This is a genomic window from Thalassobaculum sp., assembly GCF_965223715.1.
In the GTDB taxonomy this organism is placed as follows: Bacteria; Pseudomonadota; Alphaproteobacteria; order Thalassobaculales; family Thalassobaculaceae; genus Thalassobaculum.
Genome location: NZ_OZ245012.1, coordinates 3974590 through 3993876, shown reverse-complemented (window position 1 = coordinate 3993876; position 19287 = coordinate 3974590). Strand labels below are relative to the sequence as shown.

18 protein-coding genes are annotated in these 19287 nt (G+C 68.0%); 6 read left to right on the top strand and 12 right to left on the bottom strand.

Features of this window, described 5'->3' with window-relative positions:
- Positions 1–50 precede the first annotated feature (50 nt).
- From ACOQOP_RS18520 to ACOQOP_RS18510, 3 genes are all read right to left on the bottom strand, one after another.
- Positions 51–740 carry a response regulator transcription factor gene (locus tag ACOQOP_RS18520; protein WP_420563291.1) on the bottom strand — a complete coding sequence of 230 codons (690 nt, stop codon included), beginning with the start codon at positions 738–740 and terminating at the stop codon, positions 51–53.
- 93 nt (positions 741–833) lie between these two features.
- A complete protein-coding gene (locus ACOQOP_RS18515; RefSeq protein ID WP_420563290.1) occupies positions 834–1139 on the bottom strand; it encodes a DUF427 domain-containing protein in 306 nt (101 codons plus the stop codon).
- Positions 1140–1159: 20 nt separating this feature from the next.
- Positions 1160–2026 carry an alpha/beta hydrolase gene (locus ACOQOP_RS18510; RefSeq protein WP_420563289.1) on the bottom strand — a complete coding sequence of 289 codons (867 nt, stop codon included), beginning with the start codon at positions 2024–2026 and terminating at the stop codon, positions 1160–1162.
- Between the two features lie 112 nt (positions 2027–2138).
- Here ACOQOP_RS18510 and ribA point away from each other — a divergent pair, with 112 nt between their 5' ends.
- The gene (gene ribA / locus ACOQOP_RS18505) at positions 2139–3344 is read left to right on the top strand and encodes a GTP cyclohydrolase II (protein WP_420566549.1); all 1206 of its coding nucleotides are present in this window, start codon (positions 2139–2141) and stop codon (positions 3342–3344) included.
- A gap of 179 nt (positions 3345–3523) precedes the next feature.
- Positions 3524–4375, top strand: coding sequence for a hypothetical protein (locus tag ACOQOP_RS18500; RefSeq protein ID WP_420563288.1), 852 nt, complete (start codon positions 3524–3526; stop codon positions 4373–4375).
- Positions 4376–4414: 39 nt separating this feature from the next.
- On the opposite strand, the gene ACOQOP_RS18495 is transcribed toward ACOQOP_RS18500, so the two are convergent.
- The 5 genes from ACOQOP_RS18495 to ACOQOP_RS18475 form a co-directional block, all read right to left on the bottom strand.
- Entirely contained in the window at positions 4415–5116 is a 702-nt protein-coding gene (locus tag ACOQOP_RS18495) for a YggS family pyridoxal phosphate-dependent enzyme (RefSeq protein WP_420563287.1), read from the bottom strand.
- Positions 5113–7023, bottom strand: coding sequence for a tetratricopeptide repeat-containing sulfotransferase family protein (locus ACOQOP_RS18490; RefSeq protein WP_420563286.1), 1911 nt, complete (start codon positions 7021–7023; stop codon positions 5113–5115). Before ACOQOP_RS18490 ends, ACOQOP_RS18495 begins: the two co-directional genes overlap by 4 nt.
- Before the next feature lie 4 nt (positions 7024–7027).
- Positions 7028–7879, bottom strand: a complete 852-nt coding sequence (locus tag ACOQOP_RS18485) for a sulfotransferase domain-containing protein (RefSeq protein ID WP_420563285.1) — start codon at positions 7877–7879, stop codon at positions 7028–7030.
- 3 nt (positions 7880–7882) lie between these two features.
- Complete coding sequence (locus ACOQOP_RS18480; RefSeq protein WP_420563284.1) at positions 7883–9079, bottom strand: JmjC domain-containing protein; 1197 nt, start codon at positions 9077–9079, stop codon at positions 7883–7885.
- A gap of 117 nt (positions 9080–9196) precedes the next feature.
- Positions 9197–10264, bottom strand: coding sequence for a porin (locus tag ACOQOP_RS18475; protein ID WP_420563283.1), 1068 nt, complete (start codon positions 10262–10264; stop codon positions 9197–9199).
- A 429-nt stretch (positions 10265–10693) separates the two neighbouring features.
- Here ACOQOP_RS18475 and ACOQOP_RS18470 point away from each other — a divergent pair, with 429 nt between their 5' ends.
- The 4 genes from ACOQOP_RS18470 to holA all read left to right on the top strand — a co-directional run bounded on the left by ACOQOP_RS18470 (position 10694) and on the right by holA (position 15386).
- A complete protein-coding gene (locus ACOQOP_RS18470) occupies positions 10694–11152 on the top strand; it encodes a DUF3576 domain-containing protein (protein WP_420563282.1) in 459 nt (152 codons plus the stop codon).
- A 63-nt stretch (positions 11153–11215) separates the two neighbouring features.
- Positions 11216–13780 carry a leucine--tRNA ligase gene (leuS, locus tag ACOQOP_RS18465; RefSeq protein WP_420563281.1) on the top strand — a complete coding sequence of 855 codons (2565 nt, stop codon included), beginning with the start codon at positions 11216–11218 and terminating at the stop codon, positions 13778–13780.
- A 15-nt stretch (positions 13781–13795) separates the two neighbouring features.
- Positions 13796–14329, top strand: a complete 534-nt coding sequence (lptE, locus tag ACOQOP_RS18460) for an LPS assembly lipoprotein LptE (protein ID WP_420563280.1) — start codon at positions 13796–13798, stop codon at positions 14327–14329.
- Positions 14330–14336: 7 nt separating this feature from the next.
- Positions 14337–15386, top strand: a complete 1050-nt coding sequence (holA, locus tag ACOQOP_RS18455) for a DNA polymerase III subunit delta (RefSeq protein WP_420563279.1) — start codon at positions 14337–14339, stop codon at positions 15384–15386.
- A gap of 3 nt (positions 15387–15389) precedes the next feature.
- Here holA and ACOQOP_RS18450 read toward each other — a convergent pair whose 3' ends face one another.
- From ACOQOP_RS18450 to ACOQOP_RS18435, 4 genes are all read right to left on the bottom strand, one after another.
- Positions 15390–16568, bottom strand: a complete 1179-nt coding sequence (locus ACOQOP_RS18450; protein WP_420563278.1) for a serine hydrolase domain-containing protein — start codon at positions 16566–16568, stop codon at positions 15390–15392.
- Positions 16569–16670: 102 nt separating this feature from the next.
- On the bottom strand, positions 16671–17846 hold the full coding sequence (locus ACOQOP_RS18445) for a ParB/RepB/Spo0J family partition protein (RefSeq protein ID WP_420563277.1): 1176 nt from the start codon (positions 17844–17846) through the stop codon (positions 16671–16673).
- A 60-nt stretch (positions 17847–17906) separates the two neighbouring features.
- Positions 17907–18734, bottom strand: a complete 828-nt coding sequence (locus ACOQOP_RS18440) for a ParA family protein (RefSeq protein WP_420563276.1) — start codon at positions 18732–18734, stop codon at positions 17907–17909.
- Complete coding sequence (locus ACOQOP_RS18435; RefSeq protein ID WP_420563275.1) at positions 18727–19224, bottom strand: 16S rRNA (guanine(527)-N(7))-methyltransferase RsmG; 498 nt, start codon at positions 19222–19224, stop codon at positions 18727–18729. The genes ACOQOP_RS18440 and ACOQOP_RS18435 overlap by 8 nt, the downstream gene beginning before the upstream one ends.
- Positions 19225–19287 lie beyond the last annotated feature (63 nt).

Below are 19287 nucleotides of genomic sequence, written 5' to 3'. Positions count from 1 at the left end.
AATCGGGTTTGGGATGACGGTTTGCTTAGGTATAGCGGCGCGAATTCTTCTTATGGAACAAGCCGATAGCCGCCGGTGTCCGTGACCAGGATCTCGGCCCGGGACGGGTCGGGCTCGATCTTCTGGCGCAGGCGGTAGACATGGGTCTCCAGCGTGTGGGTCGTGACCCCCGCGTTGTAGCCCCAGACCTCGTTGAGCAGGGTCTCGCGCCGGACCATGCGGTCGCCGGCCCGATACAGGTATTTCAGGATCGCCGTCTCCTTCTCGGTCAGGCGGATCTTGCGGTTCTTGGTCTCGTCCACCATCAGCTTGGCCGCCGGCTTGAAGGCGTAGGGGCCTATGGAGAAGACGGCATCGTCGCTCTGCTCGTGCTGGCGGAGCTGGGCGCGCATCCGGGCCAGCAGGACCGCCACCTTGAACGGCTTGGTCACGTAGTCGTTGGCCCCGGCGTCCAGGCCGAGGATGGTGTCGGCGTCGCTGTCCTGGGCCGTCAGCATGATCACCGGGGACTTCACCCCGGCCTTCCGCATCAGCCGGCACAGGTCGCGGCCGTCCATGTCGGGCAGGCCCACATCCAGCAGGATCAGGTCATAGGTGGCGGCTTTCGCCGCCTCCAGCCCTTCCGCACCGCTCCCCGCCTCGCTGGTGTCGAACTCCTCGTGTAGCTGAAGCTGCTCCGCCAGCGTCCCGCGCAGCGCCTCGTCGTCGTCCACCAGAAGAACCTTGCGTCCCGTCGTCATCGTCAATCCCATCCGGTTATGCTGCGGCATCGCCTTCCTGGGAAGCGAATGCCCGCGGGCCGATCAAGGTTACCTCAAATCATCGCGCGGCGCTCATTCCACCAGACCGGCGCTGACGCCCTCGACCTCCACGCCCTTCCAGAAGGCGACCCAGCCGGCGATCCGACGGGCCTTGCGCTTGGGCTCCAGGAAGCGCCAGGCGGCGTCCCGCTCCTCCCGGTCGCCCACGCGCACGGTGTAATAGGTGGCGATCCCGCGCCAGGGACAGCCGGTGCGGGTCGCGGTCTCCTCCAGGCAATCGAGGCGCACCGTCTCGGGCGGGAAATAGGCCACGCCCTCGATGGTGATCACCTCGTCGGCCTCGGCGATGATCTCGCCGTTGAAACGTGCCGTCGGCATCGGACCTCCGTGATTGGGCGTCAGAACCCGGGCGACAGCATCTGGCGCAGCATCGCCTGGCACAGCGGGTGATGCGGGTCGCCGAAGGCCTCCAGGGCGGTGAAATGGTTGCCGCCCGCCACATCCACCGACAGGGCCGGCTGGCCGGCGGCGTGCAGGGCCGCCACCAGCTCGTCGCGCTGGCGCAGGTATTCCGGCCCCTCCTCCATCCCAACCGTGGCGATCAGCGGCGGCAGGCGCGGGCCCCCCTTCTCCAGCCCGCGGGCGAGAACGATCGGGCTGAGCGGCGCCACGTCCTCGGGCTTCAGATGCAGGCTCTCGTTCAGATAGCACAGACGGATCGGCTCCAGATCGTGCAGGCCGGAGACCGAGCAGCCGCCCTTCAGCAGGTCGGGACGGCCCTTCGGCCCGCAGAGCATGGCGGCCAGATGGCCGCCGGCGGAGTGGCCGGCCACATGCAGCTTGTCCGCCCGGCCGCCGACCGTCTCCGCATTGGCGTGGATCCACTCGATCGCCGCGGTCACGTCGCCGACGATGTCGGCGATCGTCACCTCCGGGCAGAGCCGGTACTCCACCGAGACCAGGGTCACGTCGGCCGCCACATAGGTCGGCGCCAGGAAATGAACCAGACTCTTATCGCGGGTGTGCCAGTAGCCGCCATGGATGAAGGCCAGGATCGGCGCGTCGGGCCGGTGCGCCGGGAAAACGTCGATCTTCTGGCGATCGTGGGGGCCATAGGCCAGGTCCAGATCGCAGGAGAGCGCGTTGCGGGCCTCCTCGCCCCGGGCCATCCAGCGCTGGGCGATGCTCGCCACGTCGGGCACCTTGGCCTGGTTGTTGTACTGGGCGTCGAGCCCCGCCTGATCATAGGTCCCGAACACCGCCATCGCTTTCTCCCATACCGGCTTTTGCTTCCCCGACCTTCTAGCATCCGAGCGCGCCGGCGTCGTGAGGTCCATTCGTCTTGACCTGACGGGCGCGGCGATCAATATGCCGCCCATGCCAAACGACCGCGATCCTGCCGCGGGTGCCGCCGGTCCCGCACCCGTCCTCACCCAACCGTCCCCGGAAGCCACCGCCGGCGCGCGACCCTTCGTGCGCGCCACCGGCCAGCTCGCGGTCGACCGCGCCATCGCCGAGCTGCGCCGCGGCGGTCTGGTGGCGATCCGCGCCGGCCGCGATCTCGACCGGCTGGCGGTCGCCGCCGGCAGCGAGATGGCGACGCGCGAGCTGATGGGCCAGATGTCGGCCATCGCCGGCTCCGAGCCGCGGCTGGTGCTGACCCGCAACCGGGCGGCCGTGCTTGGCTCCGGCACCGATGCGCCGGCCGTGTCGATCGCGCTGGCGAATTCCCTCGACGTGGAGGCGGTGCTCGACCTGTCGGACCCGACCCGCAGTGCCGCCATACCGGCGGGCCTCACCGCCCTGCCCGAGCGCGCGGACACCCCGGCGACGGCGGCGGTGAAGCTGGTCAAGCTGGCCCGACTGCTGCCCAGCGCCCTGGTCGCCTCGGTCCATGGCATCTCGGCCTCGACCATGACCGCCTGGGCGCGCGAGCGGGCGCTGCTGGTGGTCGATGCGGGCGAGATCGAGCGTTTCGCCGAGACCAGCGCCCACCGGCTGATCCGCGCCGCCTCGGCCCGGGTGCCGCTGGCGGACGCCGAACTCTGCGAGCTGACCGCCTTCCGGCCGATGGACGGTGGCACCGAGCATGTGGCGATCCGCATCGGCGATCCGGACGGCGATGCCGGGCCGGTGCTGATCCGCATCCATTCCGCCTGCCTGACCGGCGACCTGCTGGGCAGCCTGCGCTGCGACTGCGGCGAGCAGCTGCGCGGCGCCATCCGCGAGATCGAGGAGGCCGGCGGCGGCGTCCTGCTCTACCTGGCCCAGGAAGGCCGGGATATCGGGCTGATCAACAAGCTGCGGGCCTATACTTTGCAGGATCTGGGCGCCGATACGGTGGACGCCAACACCACGCTCGGCTTCGACGATGACGAGCGGGTCTATTTCCCCGCCGCCGAGATGCTGCGCCAGCTCGGCATCGGCCGGGTGCGGCTGATGACCAACAACCCGTCGAAGGTGGAGCAGCTCGCCGCCTGTGGCGTCGAGGTGGTGGAGCGGGTCCCCCATATCTTCGCCTCCAACAGCCATAACGAACGGTATCTGGCGACCAAGGCGACCCGGTCCGGGCACCTTTTCTAGGCGGCTCCGCCGGCGCACGGCGAAAGATTCCGCCCCGGCAGGGCGCACCCGGCAGTCTCTGCCGCCGGTCCCCTTCCGCCTCTCCCGTACGGGCCGGAAAGCCCCGGAGTCCCTCACATCCGCACGATGCAGCACGTGGCACGGCGCTTGCTTTACTCCCGGGGACGGAGGAGTGTGCGATGAGCGTGACGGAAGCAACAGGCCAGGCGAACCCGAGCTGGTGGTCCCAGAAATGCCAGAGCGGCGAGGCCGATCCGTGTGATCCGGATACCGGCGGTACCAACAACTCGCTGGGCTTCGGCGATCTGCTGGACATGATCAATCCGCTGCAGCACATCCCGGTCGTCAGCACGATCTATCGGGAGCTGACCGGCGACACGATCTCCGAGCCGGCCCGCATGGCCGGTGGCGCCCTGTGGGGTGGACCCGCCGGCGTGATCGGCGCCCTGGCGAATTCCATCACCGCCGGGGAGACCGGCGGCGATATCGGCGAGACCGCCATGGCGATGCTGCGCGGCGAGCCGATCGAGCCGTCCGGCGAGGACGCCCCGACCGTGGTCGCCCAGGCGCCGGGTGCCGATCTGACCGATCCGCTGGTCGGCACATTGCCGGCCGGCCTGGCCCAGTTCGCCGCCGCCGGTCAGGCGGCCACCGATCCGGCCGCCGGTGCCGTCCCGGCAGCGACCCAGGCTTCCGGCCAGGTCGCCGCCCAGGAGTTCTCCGGCTCGGCCGCCAGCCGGCTCGACGCCTTCATCCAGCGCGCCAATGCCGTCCGTGCACCCGGACCGGGCCCCGCCCGCGGCCAGGCCGGTGACGGCCTGAACGTCCAGGTGACCCCGTCGGCGGCCTCCCTGAAGACGGCACCCGCGACCGAGTCTGCCGCTCAGATCCGGCAGACGGCCGCCCGCGCCTCCGCATCGGAGACCCCGGCGCCGCTGAAGCTGGCCAGCGACGGCAACACGGACGTGGCCAACTGGATGATGCGGGCCCTGGACCGGTACGAGTCCATGAAGACCCAGGAACAGTCCTAAAGCAGATCGCGATCAGATCGATCCAACGGATCGGATGATTCAGTCGTAGTCGCGCGCGCCGAAGATCGCGGTGCCGACCCGGACATGGGTGGCCCCCATCTCCACGGCGGTCTCGAAATCGCCGCTCATGCCCATGGAGAGGTTGGCGATGCCGTTGCGCTTGGCGATCTCGCGCAGCATGGCGAAGTGCAGGGCGGGGGTCTCGTCCACCGGCGGAATGCACATCAGGCCCACCACCCACAGGCCCAGATCATCGCGGCACTCGGCGATGAAGGCGTCGGCATCGGCGGGAGCGATCCCGGCCTTCTGCTCCTCCTCGCCGGTATTGACCTGGATGTAGCAGTCCAGCCGGCGGTCCTGCTTTTCCATCTCTTTGGCCAGCTCCCGGGCCAGTTTCGGCCGGTCGACGGTCTGGATCACGTCGAACAGCTCGACCGCCTCGCGCACCTTGTTGGTCTGCAGCGGCCCGATGAGGTGGAGCTCGATCCCCTCATAGCGGGTCCGGAACTCCGGCCATTTGCTCTTGGCCTCCTGCACCCGGTTCTCGCCGAAGACCCGCTGGCCGGCCATCAGCGCCGCCTCGACCCTTTCCAGCGGCTGGACCTTGCCGACCGCGATCAGGGTCACGGCCTGCGGATCGCGCTCCGCCGCGCCGGCCGCCTTGGCGATCGACGCGCGGACGGTGTCGATGTTATCGGCGATCTGCCGAACCAGATGCGGATCCACCGGGGCCGCGCTCATGTCTCATTCTCCGCGTAACCATATCGCTCAATCTCCGCCGACAGCCGCTCGGCGATCGGGTCCATCACGCTACCATAGCGCCGCCACCGGGCCAGTGCCGTGCGGTAGATCGGCTGGGTGACCTGGGCCGCGCTCGGCGTGGCCAGCACGCCGCGCCCGCGGGCATGTTCGTGAAACGCCAGCATCCCCGGCTCGAAGGGCAGGTCGAGAAACGCGGTGATGCGCCGCGCCTCGCGCTCCAGATCGGCGACCACATCCTCGTAACGCACTGTAATCGCGGGCGTTTCAACCGCCTCGACATAGCTCTGCCAGGCGGCGAACGTCGCCCGATACAGCGACGCCGCCCCCTCCAGGGTGGAAAACGCCGCCATCCAATCGTTCAGGGAGAAGTTCTGCATGAAGCAGGACAGGACGACGTCGCAGGGGTGGCGCAGCGCGAGAATGAACCGCGCGCCGGGAAAGACCTGCCGGATCAGCGCCACATGCGCCATGTTCAGCGGCATCTTGTCGACCGTGTAGCGCACGCCGTTCCGCCGGGTATGACGCGATAGACGGGAGCGGTAGTGCTCGGCCAGGGCCGCTGTTTCCTTGGATGTCAGAACCGGTAGGTCTTCCGGGTAGCGCCGACCGGACGAGACGAGATCGGCGATCATCGCGGCCACCAGCGGCCGTTCCTCGATGACCTCGATCTGCGGATGGGCGTCGAGCACCTGGTCGAGCAGGGTCGTGCCGGAGCGCGGAAAGCCGACGACGAAGAGCAGGTCCGATCCGTCTTCGCCCTCACCGACCGGCGGGCCGGCCCGGTGCAGCCCGGTCAGGGCCTCGAGCTGGGCCAGCGCCCGGGCCGGATCGCGGCGCGGCCGGGCGGTCTCCATCTGCCGGGCATTGGCCTCGGCGAAGGCGGCATAGGCCGCGTCCGTGCGCCGGGCCGCCTCCAGGGACCGCGCCCGCTCGAACAGCATCAGATGGCGCAGCGCCCCGGGGCAGCGGCCGATCCAGGCATCGACCAGCGCCAGGGAGGCCTCGGACTCACCGCGCCGGCGGGCGACGGAGGCCAGGACCAGGGCAGCCGAGGCGGTGTCCGGTGCGGCGGCCAGCGCCCGGCGCGCCCAACGCTCCGCCCCGTCGAGATCGGCCGCGTTCTCGGCGATCTCGGCCAGCAGCATCAGGGCCGAGCCCTGGCCGGGGGCGGCGAGGATGGCCCGTTCAGCCGCCTTGCGCGCCTGCGCCCCGTCGCCTGCCGCGCGGTGGGTAGCCGCCATCTGGCGCAGCAACACGCTCTCCAGAGGCCGGCGGGCGAGATGGGCGGACAGCAGGTCGACGGCCCGGTCGTGCTGGTCGAGCTGTCCGTAGAGACCGGCGAGCCCGACCACCGCCTCGCTTCCCGCACCCGTCTCGACCGCGCCGGCCAACTTGGCGACGGCGGCGTCGAACCGGCCGAGGCGCCGCAGGGCGGTGCCGTGGTTGGTCAGGACGGCCGGATCCCCGCCGGCGTCCTGGCCGGCGAGCCGCTCATAGGCGGCGACCGCCTCCTCCAGACGGTCGGCGGACAGGGCCGCATCGCCGGTCAGCTTGAGGACCGCGGGATTGGAACGCGCCTGGGCGGGCAGCCGGGACAGCATCCCATAGGCGCCGTCGGGATCGTCCAGGGCCAGGCGGACCTGGGCATGGTTGACGAGGATCTGCGGGTCGCCGGGCTGGCGCCGGGCGGCGGCCGTCAGCAGCCGGTCGGCGGCGGCGAAACCGCCGGTCCCGGCCTCCAGCATTGCCAGGCGGAACAGGGCCGCCACTGGGACGGCCGGGTGCTTCACCAGGATGTCGTGGACGCGCCGGGCCGGTGCGGGATCGCCGGAGGAGAGCGCGGTCTCCAGCGCGGTCCTGGCCTTGGGCGGGAGCGGGCCGGCCATGGCGTCAGACCGTCGGCTTGCCGTTCTTGTCGATGTATTTCAGCTCGCGCAGCACGTCGCCATGCACGTCGACGAGCTGGGCGACCTGGTCTTCCGACAGGCTCCTGCGCCAGCCGCCGACCTTGCCTTCGCGGAAGAAGGTCTGGTCCGCCCGAACCCGCTCCCGGAACCCGCGCTGCTTCTCCTGGCGGGAGACTTCCTCGAAATTGCTGAACCGGATCGCCTTCTTGATCCGCTCCGGGCCCGCCGGGATCTTCAGGAACTTCACGATGCGGGAGAATTCCTTGAACGGCCTGGCCCGCAGGTCCTCGTAGCGCAGCACCAGCGGCTCGAAGCCCGCCACGCCGCGGGTCCAGCTCAGGTAATGTTCGCCCCAGGGGCCGAGATACTGGACGATCGCCGCCCCCGTGGTCGGGGTATGCATGCTGTCGCGGCACAGCCCGTCGACCACCTGCTCCATCGTGCCGTCGTAATGGGCGGCGAAGGAGACCGCGACGTCAAACACGTTTCGCACGACATAGATCGCGCCCATCGTGTGTTCCATGCTGATCAGCGGGACGTCGCCGACGAAGCCGATCCGGTTATGGGTCTTGACGATCGCGGTTTCCGGCCGGGCCGCGAGCGTCTGCTGCAGGAGCGGCCGCAGCCGGTCGAGCTCCTCGTCCGACATCCCGTCGATCGGGCGATCGGTCAGGGACTGGTAGAGGTCGCGCTGGGCGTCGCCGAACGCGACCACGTTGAGCTCGTTGATCGAGACCGGGGTTGTGCCGTTGCGGAACAGGTTCTCCAGGAAGATCCGGACCCAGGTGTTGCCCGATTTCGGATAGGACGCGAGCCAGAGAATGCCGCCGGACATGGCTCAGACCTGCACCGGGAAGATGACCTTGTTCTGGATCAGCGCCTGGATCAGCGCCCGACCGGCCTCGCCCCGCTGGCCATGGGCCTCGGAGAGCCGGGACAGCCAGAACTCCTCGCGCTCCAGGATCCAGGCGAGCATGGGACGGTCACCGGCGGTGAGCTGGAAGGTGGTGCCGCGATGGCTGACGGTCAGCGCTTCGCCCGCCTCCTGGAGCACCGGTGCGTAGCGCGAGACGAAGAAATAGCCGTCGGCCTCGCGGTCCGGGAACCGGTAGTCGGCGACCTTGTCGAAGATCCGGTCCTTCTGGAAGTTGGCCACGAACTCGTGGAACGCCGGATCGGCCAACACCTTGTTGACGGTCTGGCCGATGCCCTGGAGATAGGCGGCCAGCGCGCCGCGATCCTCGAAATGCGGCAGGCGCTTGCGGAAATACTCCTGGCCCTGCATTTCGCGGGCGATCATCTCCAGCACCGCGACGCCGACCGCCGGGGTCGAGCCGAAGGACAGATGCAGCGACGCCGTGTCGGTGGCCAGCGCATCGTGATAGAGGCCGCGGGGCAGATAGAGAATGTCGCCCGGCCGCGTCGTGACCTGCTGCGCCAGCTTGCCCTTCATGCGGTCATGCTGCTCGGCGGTGAAGTCGCTCGGGCGGCTGCCCGGCACGAAGGATGCCTCGGGGAACCGGCCCTCGTAGAGGTTCCAGGTCTTCTCGCCCTCGATCTGCAGGGCGAAGACGTCCATGCAGTCGAAATGGGAGGCGTAGCCCCGCACCGCCTTCCAGGAGCAGTAGGCGTTGCAGGAGGTGTTCGCCCCGGTGAGCCGCTCCAGCGCCCGGGAGACCGAGGCGACCTGCGGATCGATGCCCTCCAGGAAGTCTAGGACGAAGGTCGCGCCCTTCTGCAGCAGGGCGGTCACCTTGCCCCGGTCCGGGCGCAGGCCGGGCTCGCCCTGGCGTCCGTGCCCGGGCCGGCAGTACTGGGCGGCGGGCAGCACCCTGCCGTCCAGCGCCATCTCGATGGTGTTGCTGTCCCACAGCTTGGGCCGGGCCAGCAGATCGTTCATCCGCGACCAGGAGAAGACAGTGCCGATATCGCCGACGGCGCCGGCTTCGTAATACGGGGCCTTGTCGAAATACTGGTCGAGGAACCGCTCGCGGTCGATCGCGCGGAACAGCCGGTCGAAGGAAACGTCGGTCATCGGAGCCCTGGGGTCGGTCGCGGGTCAGAGGTGATGGCCAACCGATAGCCTATCCGGGCGCAAAAAAGAAGGGAGCCGCCCGAAGGCGGCTCCCCCGAAATCTGACTGTCTTCTGGATTAGAAGGACAGACGGATACCGGTAACGACGTAGGTGGCTTCGATCTCGTCGGAGCCGGCCGAACCTTCGTCCTGGAACTCGGCGTAGCCGAGGGTCGCCACGGCGGTGACGCCCGGGCCCAGAGCATACTTGCCGGACAGGTGGTAGGTGTCCTGCTCGGAGCTGTTCTCGACTTCGCCATGGAAGTAGCTCAGGCTCACGCCGAACGGACCGGTCTCGTAGGAGACGCCGAGGTTGTAGGCCTGACCTTCGGTCGCGCCGTCCTCAGCCGCGTAGGACGCGCCGATGCCAAAACCGCCAACGCCGACGGTCACGCCAGCGCTCCAGCTCTCCGGCTCGTCGGTGCCGGAAGCGGACTCGAGGAAGGTGCCGTAGCCACCGGACACGCCGAGGGACACGCCGGAGAACTCACCGGAGTAGTTGGCACCGAAGGTCACCATGTCGGAGACGCCGGTGTTGCGGTTAACCGGAGAGTTGTCGTCCTGCAGGTTGTCCGGAGAGTAGGACGCACCGAGCTGGAAGCCAGCGAAACGCGGGGTGTAGTAGGTCAGCTTCTCGGAGTCGTTCGCACGGCCCGGCTCGACATAGGTCGAACCCAGAACGCCGCGGAAGTAGCCGGAGCCGGAGACGTTGCTGCCGGAGAGAGCAGCCCAGTCACCCTGGTCGCCGGAGTTGATGCTGATACCGAAATCGCTCGGGGCGTAATGCATCTTGTACATCGCCGAGTTTTCGGAGCCCAGGTTGATCTCACCGAAGGAGCCCTTCATGATCAGGTAGGACTCGTCGATCTGGTCAGAGCTGTTGCTGTTGGCCTCGAGCTGGACGTTGATACCGAACTCGATACCGTTGTCCAGGGTCGTGGAGCCCTTGAAGTGAATTTCGGAGTCGGACTTGACGTCGAAGCCGTCAACGTCGCGGCCGGTGGAGTCGTCGACCGACGTGTAGCCGAACCACTGCTCCATGTAACCGCCAACCGAAACCTGCAGCTTTTCAGCGGCCATGGCGGACGGTGCGGCAATCAGGCCGGCGGCAACGAGGGCCGTCGAGCCGAGAAGAACCTTCTTCATTCCCCATCTCCCGAGTTCGAGGTGTTTTAGGGTCCTCGGTCCATCTGGAAAAAGCGAAACAGCACGCCCGCAATCCCTGACCGATGGCCAATTGCTACAGGGCTCTACGGACCACCGTCAACTCGGCTGAGGCCGCTTCGAGTGCAAAACTGTCTCAATGTGGCGGATATGTCACAACGCGGATGCGGGCATCGCGGCCCATTCCGGCCCCGTCAGGCGAGGATTTATGCGGCGGTTTGCGTTGCTTTGCCCGAGCGGAAGGCCGCATCGTGCGGCGATCATTGCGCCGGGCGCTCTGCATAGGTAAAGAGGTGGCTGCGAACTTTGGACAAGATTGTGATGGCCGGTTCTCGATCGACTTTGATGAATGGCGTTGGGGCAGGCGTGCTGTGCCTCCTGGCCCTGTCCGCCTGCGGTACGGACGTCCCCGTGGAGTACGAGTACCCCACGACGGGTCCCAACGGCCTTCCGACCTATGAGAAGCCGGAAAGCCTGGCGGGGCCCAGCGGGCTTGACCTCTTCTCCCTCGGTCAGGGCGATCAGGGCAACCAGGGCGGGATCGGCGTCGCGGTCAATGCCTTCCTGTGGCGGGCGTCGCTTGACACGCTCTCCTTCCTGCCGCTGGCCTCGGCCGATCCGTTCGGCGGTGTGATCATCACCGACTGGTACAATCCGCCGGAGAGCCCGAACGAGCGGTTCAAGGTGACCGTCTATATCCTGGACCGCGCCCTGCGGTCGGATGGCATTCGCGCGAACGTGTTCCGGCAGACGCGGACCAATAGCGGCGAATGGCGCGACGCCGCGGTGGACGAGAGCCTGGGCAAGGACCTTGAGAACACGATCCTCACCCGCGCCCGCCAGATCCGCATTCAGCAGGCATCGCAGTAGACAGCCCGAGCCGGTGCCGCGCGTGACCGTGGCCCCACGCCACCAGTAAGAGAGCAGCACGTCATGGCGCGCTACAACGTCAAGGAAACCGAGGCCCGGTGGCAGTCGCGCTGGGCGAAGGACGGGTGCTTCGAGGTCGAAGCCGATCCCTCCAAACCGAAATACTACGTGCTGGAGATGTTCCCCTATCCGTCGGGGCGCATCCATATGGGCCATGTCCGCAACTATACCCTCGGCGACGTGGTGGCGCGGTACAAGATGGCGCGCGGCTTCAACGTGCTGCACCCGATGGGCTGGGACGCCTTCGGCCTGCCGGCGGAGAACGCGGCGATCGAGCGCGGCGTGCACCCGCACAAGTGGACCCATGAGAACATCGACGCCATGCGCGAGCAGCTCAAGGGCATGGGCCTGAGCTACGACTGGCGCCGCGAGATCGCGACCTGCGATCCGAGCTACTACCGCCACGAACAGAAGATGTTCCTGGATTTCGTGAAGGCCGGGCTCGCCTACCGCAAGGAGAGCTGGGTCAACTGGGATCCGGTCGAGAACACCGTGCTGGCCAACGAGCAGGTGATCGACGGCAAGGGCTGGCGCTCCGGCGCTCCGGTCGAGAAGCGCAAGCTGAACCAGTGGTTCCTGAAGATCACCGAATATGCCGAGGACCTGCTCGGCGCGCTGGAAGGCCTGGAAGGCCGCTGGCCGGACAAGGTCCGGCTGATGCAGCACAACTGGATCGGCCGCTCCGAGGGGGCGCGGGTCCGCTTCCAGCTCGTCGGCCGCGACGACAGCCTCGAGGTGTTCACCACCCGTCCGGACACCCTGTTCGGCGCCAGCTTCTGTGCGGTGTCGGCCAACCACCCGCTGGCGGCCGAGCTGGCCGAGGGCAATGCTGACCTGCAGGCCTTCATCGCCGAGTGCAACCGCATGGGCACCAGCGAGGCGGATATCGAGACCGCCGAGAAGCGCGGCTACCGCACGACCCTGGAGGTCGAGCATCCGTTCGTGCCGGGCAAGACCCTGCCGGTCTACGTCGCCAATTTCGTGCTGATGGAATACGGCACGGGCGCCATCTTCGGCTGTCCGGCCCATGACCAGCGCGACCTGGACTTCGCCCGCAAATACGACCTCCCGGTGCTGCCGGTGGTGCTGCCGCCGGAGACCGATCCGGCCGCCTTCGCCGTGGCCGACGAGGCCTATACGGGTCCGGGCAAGATCTTCAATTCCGATTTCCTGGACGGCATGGACATCGAGGCGGCCAAGTCCGAGGTCGCCGGCCGCCTGGAGCAGATCGGCCGCGGCGAGCGGACCACCACCTGGCGCCTGCGCGACTGGGGTGTCTCGCGCCAGCGCTACTGGGGCTGCCCGGTGCCGATGATCCATTGCGAGAGCTGCGGCGTCGTCCCGGTGCCGGAGGACCAGCTCCCCGTCGAGCTGCCGGCCGATGTCGAGTTCGACAGCCCGGGCAACCCGCTGGACCGGCATCCGACCTGGAAGCACACCACCTGCCCGACCTGCGGCGGAAAAGCCCGGCGCGAGACCGATACGTTCGACACCTTCTTTGAATCGTCCTGGTACTTCGCGCGCTTCACCGATGCCAAGGGCGAGATCGCCTTCGACCGCGACGCCGCCGATTACTGGCTGCCGGTCGACCAGTATATCGGCGGTGTCGAGCACGCCGTGCTCCACCTGCTCTACGCCCGCTTCTTCACCCGCGCCCTGAGGGATTGCGGCTACCTCTCCATCGCCGAGCCCTTCGCCGGCCTGGTCACCCAGGGCATGGTCTGCCACGAGACCTACCGGGCGGACGGCCGCTGGCTCTATCCGGACGAGATCACCAAGAACGACAACGGCGACTGGGTCACCCTCGAGGGCGGCAAGCCGGTGACCGTCGGCCGCGTCGAGAAGATGTCCAAGTCCAAGCGCAACACGGTGGACCCGGCGAACATCATCGGCAGCTACGGCGCCGATACCGCCCGGCTGTTCATGCTGTCCGACAGCCCGCCGGAGCGCGACCTGGAATGGACCGAGGCCGGGGTGGACGGTGCCTGGCGCTACATCAACCGGGTGTGGCGCGAGATCACCGAGTGCGTGGTCGCCCTGCCCGACGCCGGCGCGCCGAAGCCGGCCGAGCTGTCCGCCGAGGCGGAAGCCGTCTACCGGGCCTGCCACAAGACGATCCTGGCGGTCGCCGACAGCATCGAGCGGTTCCGCTTCAACAGCGCGGTCGCCCAGGTGCGCGAGCTGTCGAACCAGATCTTCGCCCTGTCCGGCAAGGGTGCGGGCGAGGCCTGGGCCCTGCGGTTCGGCTTCGAGACCCTGGTCCGGCTGATGGCGCCGATGACCCCGCATCTCTGCGAGGAACTGTGGCGCCAGCTCGGCCATGACAGCATGCTGGCGACGGCCGCCTGGCCGGAGGCCGATGCGGGCCTGGCGGAGAACGACACCGTCACCATCGCCATCCAGGTCAACGGCAAGCTGCGGGCGACCATCGAGATGGCCAAGGACAGCTCCAAGGACGCGATGATCGAACAGGCGCTGGAACAGCCGAACGTGATCAAGCTGCTGGAGGGCAAGAGCCCCCGCAAGGTGATCGCGGTGCCCAACAAGATCGTCAACGTGGTGGCCTGAGCGGTGGCGCGGCCGATGCGGACAACCGCCCGGACATCAGCCCTGCGCGCCGCCGCCCTCGCTCTCCTGCTGACCGGCGGGGCCCTGTCGGGCTGCGGCTTCCAGCCGCTCTATGCCAAGAACCCGACCGAAAGCACGGTCTACAACCAGGGCTTCCCCCAGGTCGATATCGGCCCGATCAACGACCGGCTCGGCCAGATCCTGCGCAACGAGCTGGTCGACCGGATCAATCCGCGCGGCGTCGCCCGCACCCCGGCCTATCGCCTCGACGTTTCCGCCATGGAGCGCCGGTCGGATATCGTGATCCTGCGGGATTCCACCGCCACCTTCGCCAAGTTCATCGTCGAAGTGAACTGGAGCCTGCTCGACCTGCAGAGCAACGAGGTCGTGACCAAGGGGCGGAACGAACGCACCTCCAGCTTCTCCATCAGCTCGTCGGAATACGCGATCCTGCAGGCCGAGAAGGATGCCCGGCAGCGGGCCGCGACCGAGCTCGCCGAGGATATCCGCCTGCGGCTCGCCCTCTACTTCAACCGCACCGGCGGGTGACCCGGCCATGAAGGTCGCGGCCAACGGTGTCGAGCGGTTCGTCAAGGACCCGCCGCCGGGGGTCCGGGCGGTCCTGGTCTACGGGCCCGATACCGGCAAGGTCCTGGAGTTCGCCAAGCGCATCGCGCGGACCGCCGTCGAGAACCTGGACGACCCGTTCAATGTCTGCGAGCTGGACGGCGACGACGCCAGCAGCGATCCGGCGCGTCTCTCCGACGAGATGCATGCCCGCTCCCTGATGGGGGGCCGGCGCCTGGTGCGGCTGCGCAACGCCACCGACAAGACCAGCGATGCCGTCGTCAACGCGCTCGACGGCGATACCGGCGACACCCTTCTCGTGATCGAAGGCGGCGACCTGAAGCCGTCGGGGGGCCTGCGCAAGCTGTTCGAGGCCAAACGCGAAGATATCGCCGCCCTTGCCTGCTATGCGGATACCGGGCGTGATCTGGCAACTATGGTGCGGGAAACACTGTCAGCCGGAGGCGTCAAAATAGAGCCGGATGCCGAGCGGTTCCTGGTCGAGCACCTCGGAAGTGACCGCATGGCGAGCCGAATGGAGGTTGAAAAGCTCACCCTTTTGGCGGGAGAAGGTCAGACCATCGACCTCGATCTGGTTGTTTCCGCCATCGGCGATAGCGCAGCACTTGATATTGACGCCCTGATTGCCGCCGCTGCCGAGGGACGGCCCGATGCCATCCTGTCCGGGCTCGACCGCGCCTTCCGTCAGGGCGAGGCGTCGGTGCGGATCATCCGGATGGCGATCACCTACTTCCAGCGCCTCCATCTCGCCCGTGCCCGGATGGCCGATGGGCGCAATCCGGCCGACGCGGTAAAGTCGCTACGGCCGCCGGTCTTCTTCCGAACCGCCGACGCCATGGCCCGGCAGCTCCAGCGCTGGGACCTGCGCAGCCTGGCCTCTGCCCTCGCCCGGCTCGGCGAAGCGGAGATCCGCTGCAAGACGACGGGCTATCCGGACGAGGCCGAATGCGGCCAGGCGATGATCGATGTCGCGCGCCTGGCGGTGATGGCGGGACGCCGCGCGGGCGCCCGGCACTGACCCTCAGGACCTCAGGGCGTCGCGCACCGCATCGGTGAACAGTCGCAGCTCGGCATACCGGTCCGGCAACGGGGCCGGCACATGGGGAAGCTGGGGGAAGGCCGACAGGGTGACGATCGCCAGCCGTTCCGCCCGGTCGAGGAAGATCCGCTGGCCCGCGAAGCCATGGGCCTGAGCGCTGCCGTCCTCGCCGATCCACCAGCTATAGCCGTAGCCCTTCAGCCGTGAGCTCCGGATCGAGCCGAAATCCTGATCCTGCGGCCCGAACAGGAAGGCCGGCGACAGGGCGGCGTCTACCCAGCCCTCCGGCAGGAGTCTGCGACCCGCGATCACCCCGTCGTCGAGCACGACCTGGGCGAACCGGCCGAAATCCCGCAGGGCCATCCCGGCCCGGCTGCCGCCGATCTCGTTCCCGCCGGGCATATCCAAGGTATAGAAGGCGTCGAATTCCATCCCCGCCGGCTGCCAGATCCGCTCCGACAGGTAGTCGGCCAGGGGCCGGCCCAGGGCAGCCGCCAGGACCCGGCCGAGGAGATAGGTATCGCCGGTGTTGTAGTGCCAGCGCGTCCCCGGCGCCGCCGCCCGCCTCAACCCGCGCAGAAGCGTGATCACCCCATCCGGCGTCCCCTCGGCCAGGTGACGGCTGTACCGGTTCACGTGCGAGTCCGGGTCGGCATAGACCTCGTCCCAGGCCAGGCCGGACGACATGGTCAGCAGGTGCCGCAGGGTGACGCCTTCATATGTGCTCCCGCCGATGGCCGGCAGATAGCGTTCGACCGGGTCGTCCAGGCTGTCGATCGCGCCGTCCCGGAGGCAGGCGCCGACCAGCATCCCGGTGACCGACTTGACGGTCGACATGGTGCTCCACCTGTCGCCTTCGCCCAGGCCGAGGCCATAGCGCTCCAGGACGATGTGGCCGTCCTTCAGGACAAGAAGCCCGGCGACGACGTTGTGGCCCATGAACGTGTCGATCCCCCGCTCGACCCCGCCGCTCACATACCGAAGATCCAGCGCCGGGCCGTAGGGCATCGCCCGCCCTACCCCGCTCGCCGCCACCGGGCGGGAGTGGAACAGCCGGTCGACGATGCGATACCCGTAGGACTGGAACTGGGGCGGCCAGTAGAGGAACTCGGAGGCCGGCGGAAGATGTGGCTGGGGAGCGGCGATCGGGCGATCCGTCACGGCAGCGGCCTTAAAGCTGGATGATGAGCAATGAACCGATCAATGAATTGAATTATAGGGGATATTTGCCCTGAAATACTGAGCGGAATCAGCCCTGAACCTTCAGGTCTTGGGCACGAGCGGGTCGTCCTCGTCATCCTCGTCGTCGAAATCCCAGTTCGTGTGACCGGGATCCTCGTCTTCCGAACCGGTGTCCTCGTCGGCCCCATCCTCTCCCACATCCTCGTCGGAGGTTTCCGGGACAGGGACGGACCGTGGGGCCCGGCCGGTCGGATCGACGGCATCGGTCAGATCGACCTCGCCCGGCAGCGGCGCGGCCCATTCGTCCCCGTCCGCCTGATCCGTATCCCCGTCGGCACCGTCATCGGACAGGCCGAAGGACCCCTCGGACCGGGCCGGACGGGCCGACAGACGCTCCACGATCAGGTCAAGTTGGTCCAGATCCCGGTAGCGCAACGTGACACTACCGGACCCGTTATGGGCGTTATGATTGATCGCTACCACAAGACCTGTGCGGTCCGACAGGTCCTGCTCCAGGATACGGGTATCCGCATCCTTCTGCTTCGGCGCGGCGGGGGTCGGTGGCGGCGCCTTCTCGCGCTGAACCAGGCGCTCGGTGTCGCGGACGTTCAGCTTACGGGTCACCACCTCGCGGGCCAGGGCGGCCGGATCCTCGGCCGAGAGCAGCGCCCGGGCATGGCCGGCGGTGAGCTGGCCATCCTCCAGCAGGGCGCGGACCTCTTCGGGCAGGTTCAGCAGCCGCAGGGTATTGGCCACATGGCTGCGGCTCTTGCCGACGGCCCGGGCGATGTCGTCCTGGGAGTGGCTGTATTCCTCGATCAGCCGGCGATAGCCCTCGGCCTCTTCCAGGGGCGTGAGGTCGCGCCGCTGGACGTTCTCGACGATGGCGATCTCCATCGCCGTCTGGTCGTCGAACTCCCGGATGAGGACCGGAACTTCATGGAGCTGGGCGAGCTGGGCCGCCCGCCAGCGCCGTTCGCCGGCGATGATCTGGTACTTGTCGCCGTCCGGCGCGCGGCGCACCAGGATCGGCTGGATCACCCCCTGCTCGCGCACGCTCTCGGCAAGCTCGCGCAGGTCCTCCTGGTCGAACCGCCGGCGCGGCTGGAACGGTCCGGGGGCGAGCTGCTCGACCGGAAGCGCCCGGGACTGGCGCAGGCGGTCGAGCTGGACCTGTTCGTCCTCGTCCTCCCCCAGAAGGGCGGACAGGCCGCGGCCCAGCTTGTTGCTGCGTCGTTTGCCGGTATCGTCGCTCATCTCACCTCAGCAGGCTGGACTGCGGGGGGGCTGGCTCGGCGCCAGGGATGTCAGCGGCCCTCAGGCGGCGACCGCGTTCGCCGCCAGGGAGGATTCCCGGGCCAGGACTTCGCGCGCCAGGGAGATATACGCCCGCGAGCCGCTGCAGGCCATGTCGTAGACGATGACCGGCTTGCCGTAGGACGGCGCCTCGGAGACCCGGACGTTGCGCGGGATCATGGTGCGGTAGACCACGTCGCCGAAATACTCGCGCACATCGGCCGCCACCTGATCCGACAGGTTGTTGCGGCGGTCGTACATGGTCAGCACCACGCCCTGGATCTCCAGGCCGGGGTTCAGCGCCTTGCGCACCCGCTCCACCGTCCGCACCAGCTGGGAGAGACCCTCCAGCGCGTAGAACTCGCACTGCAGCGGCACCAGCACCGCGTCGGCGGCCACCAGCGCATTCAGGGTCAGCAGGCCGAGCGACGGCGGGCAGTCGATCAGGATGTAGTCGTAGGGCGAGGTCGCCGCGTGGCGGACGACCGCCTCGCGCAGGCGGAACTCGCGATGGTCCATGTCGACCAGTTCGATCTCCGCGCCGGAGAGGTCGGTGGAGGCCGGCACCACCTCGAGCCCCGGCACCGGCGTCTCGATCGCCGCCTCGGCGATCGTCGCCTCGCCGATCAGCACGGCGTAGGAATCCGCGTCGCGTCCCTTGCGCGGCACGCCGAACCCGGTGGATGCGTTGCCCTGGGGGTCGAGGTCGATGACCAGGACCTTCTTCTTGCAGGCCGCCATGGCGGTGGCCAGGTTGACCGCCGTGGTCGTCTTTCCGACGCCGCCTTTCTGGTTCACGATCGCCAGGATCCGCGGTGCCACTACCTGGTTGGTCTGTCCGTCAAGCACGGCTCACCTCCTCCAGCTTCAGCACGACCCCCCGAGAGTCAGAAATGCTGGGAGCCTTGGTGACAGCCATTTTCCAGGTGTTTTGTGCGGTAGTCAACTCGGCGTCTGCCTGCTCCCCTTTCAGGAACAGAAATACCGTTTTCCCGTCGGCATATGGCTCGGCGTAGCGCAGCAGCTTGTCGACCGGCGCCAGGGCCCGCGCGGTGATAATACCGGCGCGAATCGGGCGTAGTGATTCGATTCGACAGGCCTCCAGGGTCGGTTTCACCCCGGTCATGCGGGCCACTTCCTGCAGGAAGGCAACCTTGCGCCGATCGGATTCGACCATGGTGATGTCGTCTCGGCCGAGAATCGACAGGACCAGACCGGGAAACCCTGCCCCCGACCCGAAATCGAGAACCGGCCCGGGCAGGTCTTTCATGTGGGACAGAAGCTGCGCGGAATCGAGGAAGTGGCGGGACCAGAGGCCCGGCAGGGTCGCCGGCGCCACCAGATTGATCTTCGCCTGCCACTTCTCGAGCAGCTCGGCATAGGTTTCCAGGGCTCTGCGCCG

Coding starts and splice junctions, on each gene's coding strand:
- ribA (WP_420566549.1), top strand. CDS start 2,139: ATGCCAAACGACCGCGATCCTGCCGCGGGTGCCGCCGGTCCCGCACCC.
- ACOQOP_RS18475 (WP_420563283.1), bottom strand. CDS start 10,264: ATGAAGAAGGTTCTTCTCGGCTCGACGGCCCTCGTTGCCGCCGGCCTG.
- ACOQOP_RS18485 (WP_420563285.1), bottom strand. CDS start 7,879: ATGTCCGGCGGCATTCTCTGGCTCGCGTCCTATCCGAAATCGGGCAAC.
- lptE (WP_420563280.1), top strand. CDS start 13,796: ATGCGGACAACCGCCCGGACATCAGCCCTGCGCGCCGCCGCCCTCGCT.
- ACOQOP_RS18515 (WP_420563290.1), bottom strand. CDS start 1,139: ATGCCGACGGCACGTTTCAACGGCGAGATCATCGCCGAGGCCGACGAG.
- holA (WP_420563279.1), top strand. CDS start 14,337: ATGAAGGTCGCGGCCAACGGTGTCGAGCGGTTCGTCAAGGACCCGCCG.
- ACOQOP_RS18510 (WP_420563289.1), bottom strand. CDS start 2,026: ATGGCGGTGTTCGGGACCTATGATCAGGCGGGGCTCGACGCCCAGTAC.
- ACOQOP_RS18520 (WP_420563291.1), bottom strand. CDS start 740: ATGACGACGGGACGCAAGGTTCTTCTGGTGGACGACGACGAGGCGCTG.
- ACOQOP_RS18500 (WP_420563288.1), top strand. CDS start 3,524: ATGAGCGTGACGGAAGCAACAGGCCAGGCGAACCCGAGCTGGTGGTCC.
- ACOQOP_RS18480 (WP_420563284.1), bottom strand. CDS start 9,079: ATGACCGACGTTTCCTTCGACCGGCTGTTCCGCGCGATCGACCGCGAG.
- ACOQOP_RS18445 (WP_420563277.1), bottom strand. CDS start 17,846: ATGAGCGACGATACCGGCAAACGACGCAGCAACAAGCTGGGCCGCGGC.
- ACOQOP_RS18495 (WP_420563287.1), bottom strand. CDS start 5,116: ATGAGCGCGGCCCCGGTGGATCCGCATCTGGTTCGGCAGATCGCCGAT.
- leuS (WP_420563281.1), top strand. CDS start 11,216: ATGGCGCGCTACAACGTCAAGGAAACCGAGGCCCGGTGGCAGTCGCGC.
- ACOQOP_RS18490 (WP_420563286.1), bottom strand. CDS start 7,023: ATGGCCGGCCCGCTCCCGCCCAAGGCCAGGACCGCGCTGGAGACCGCG.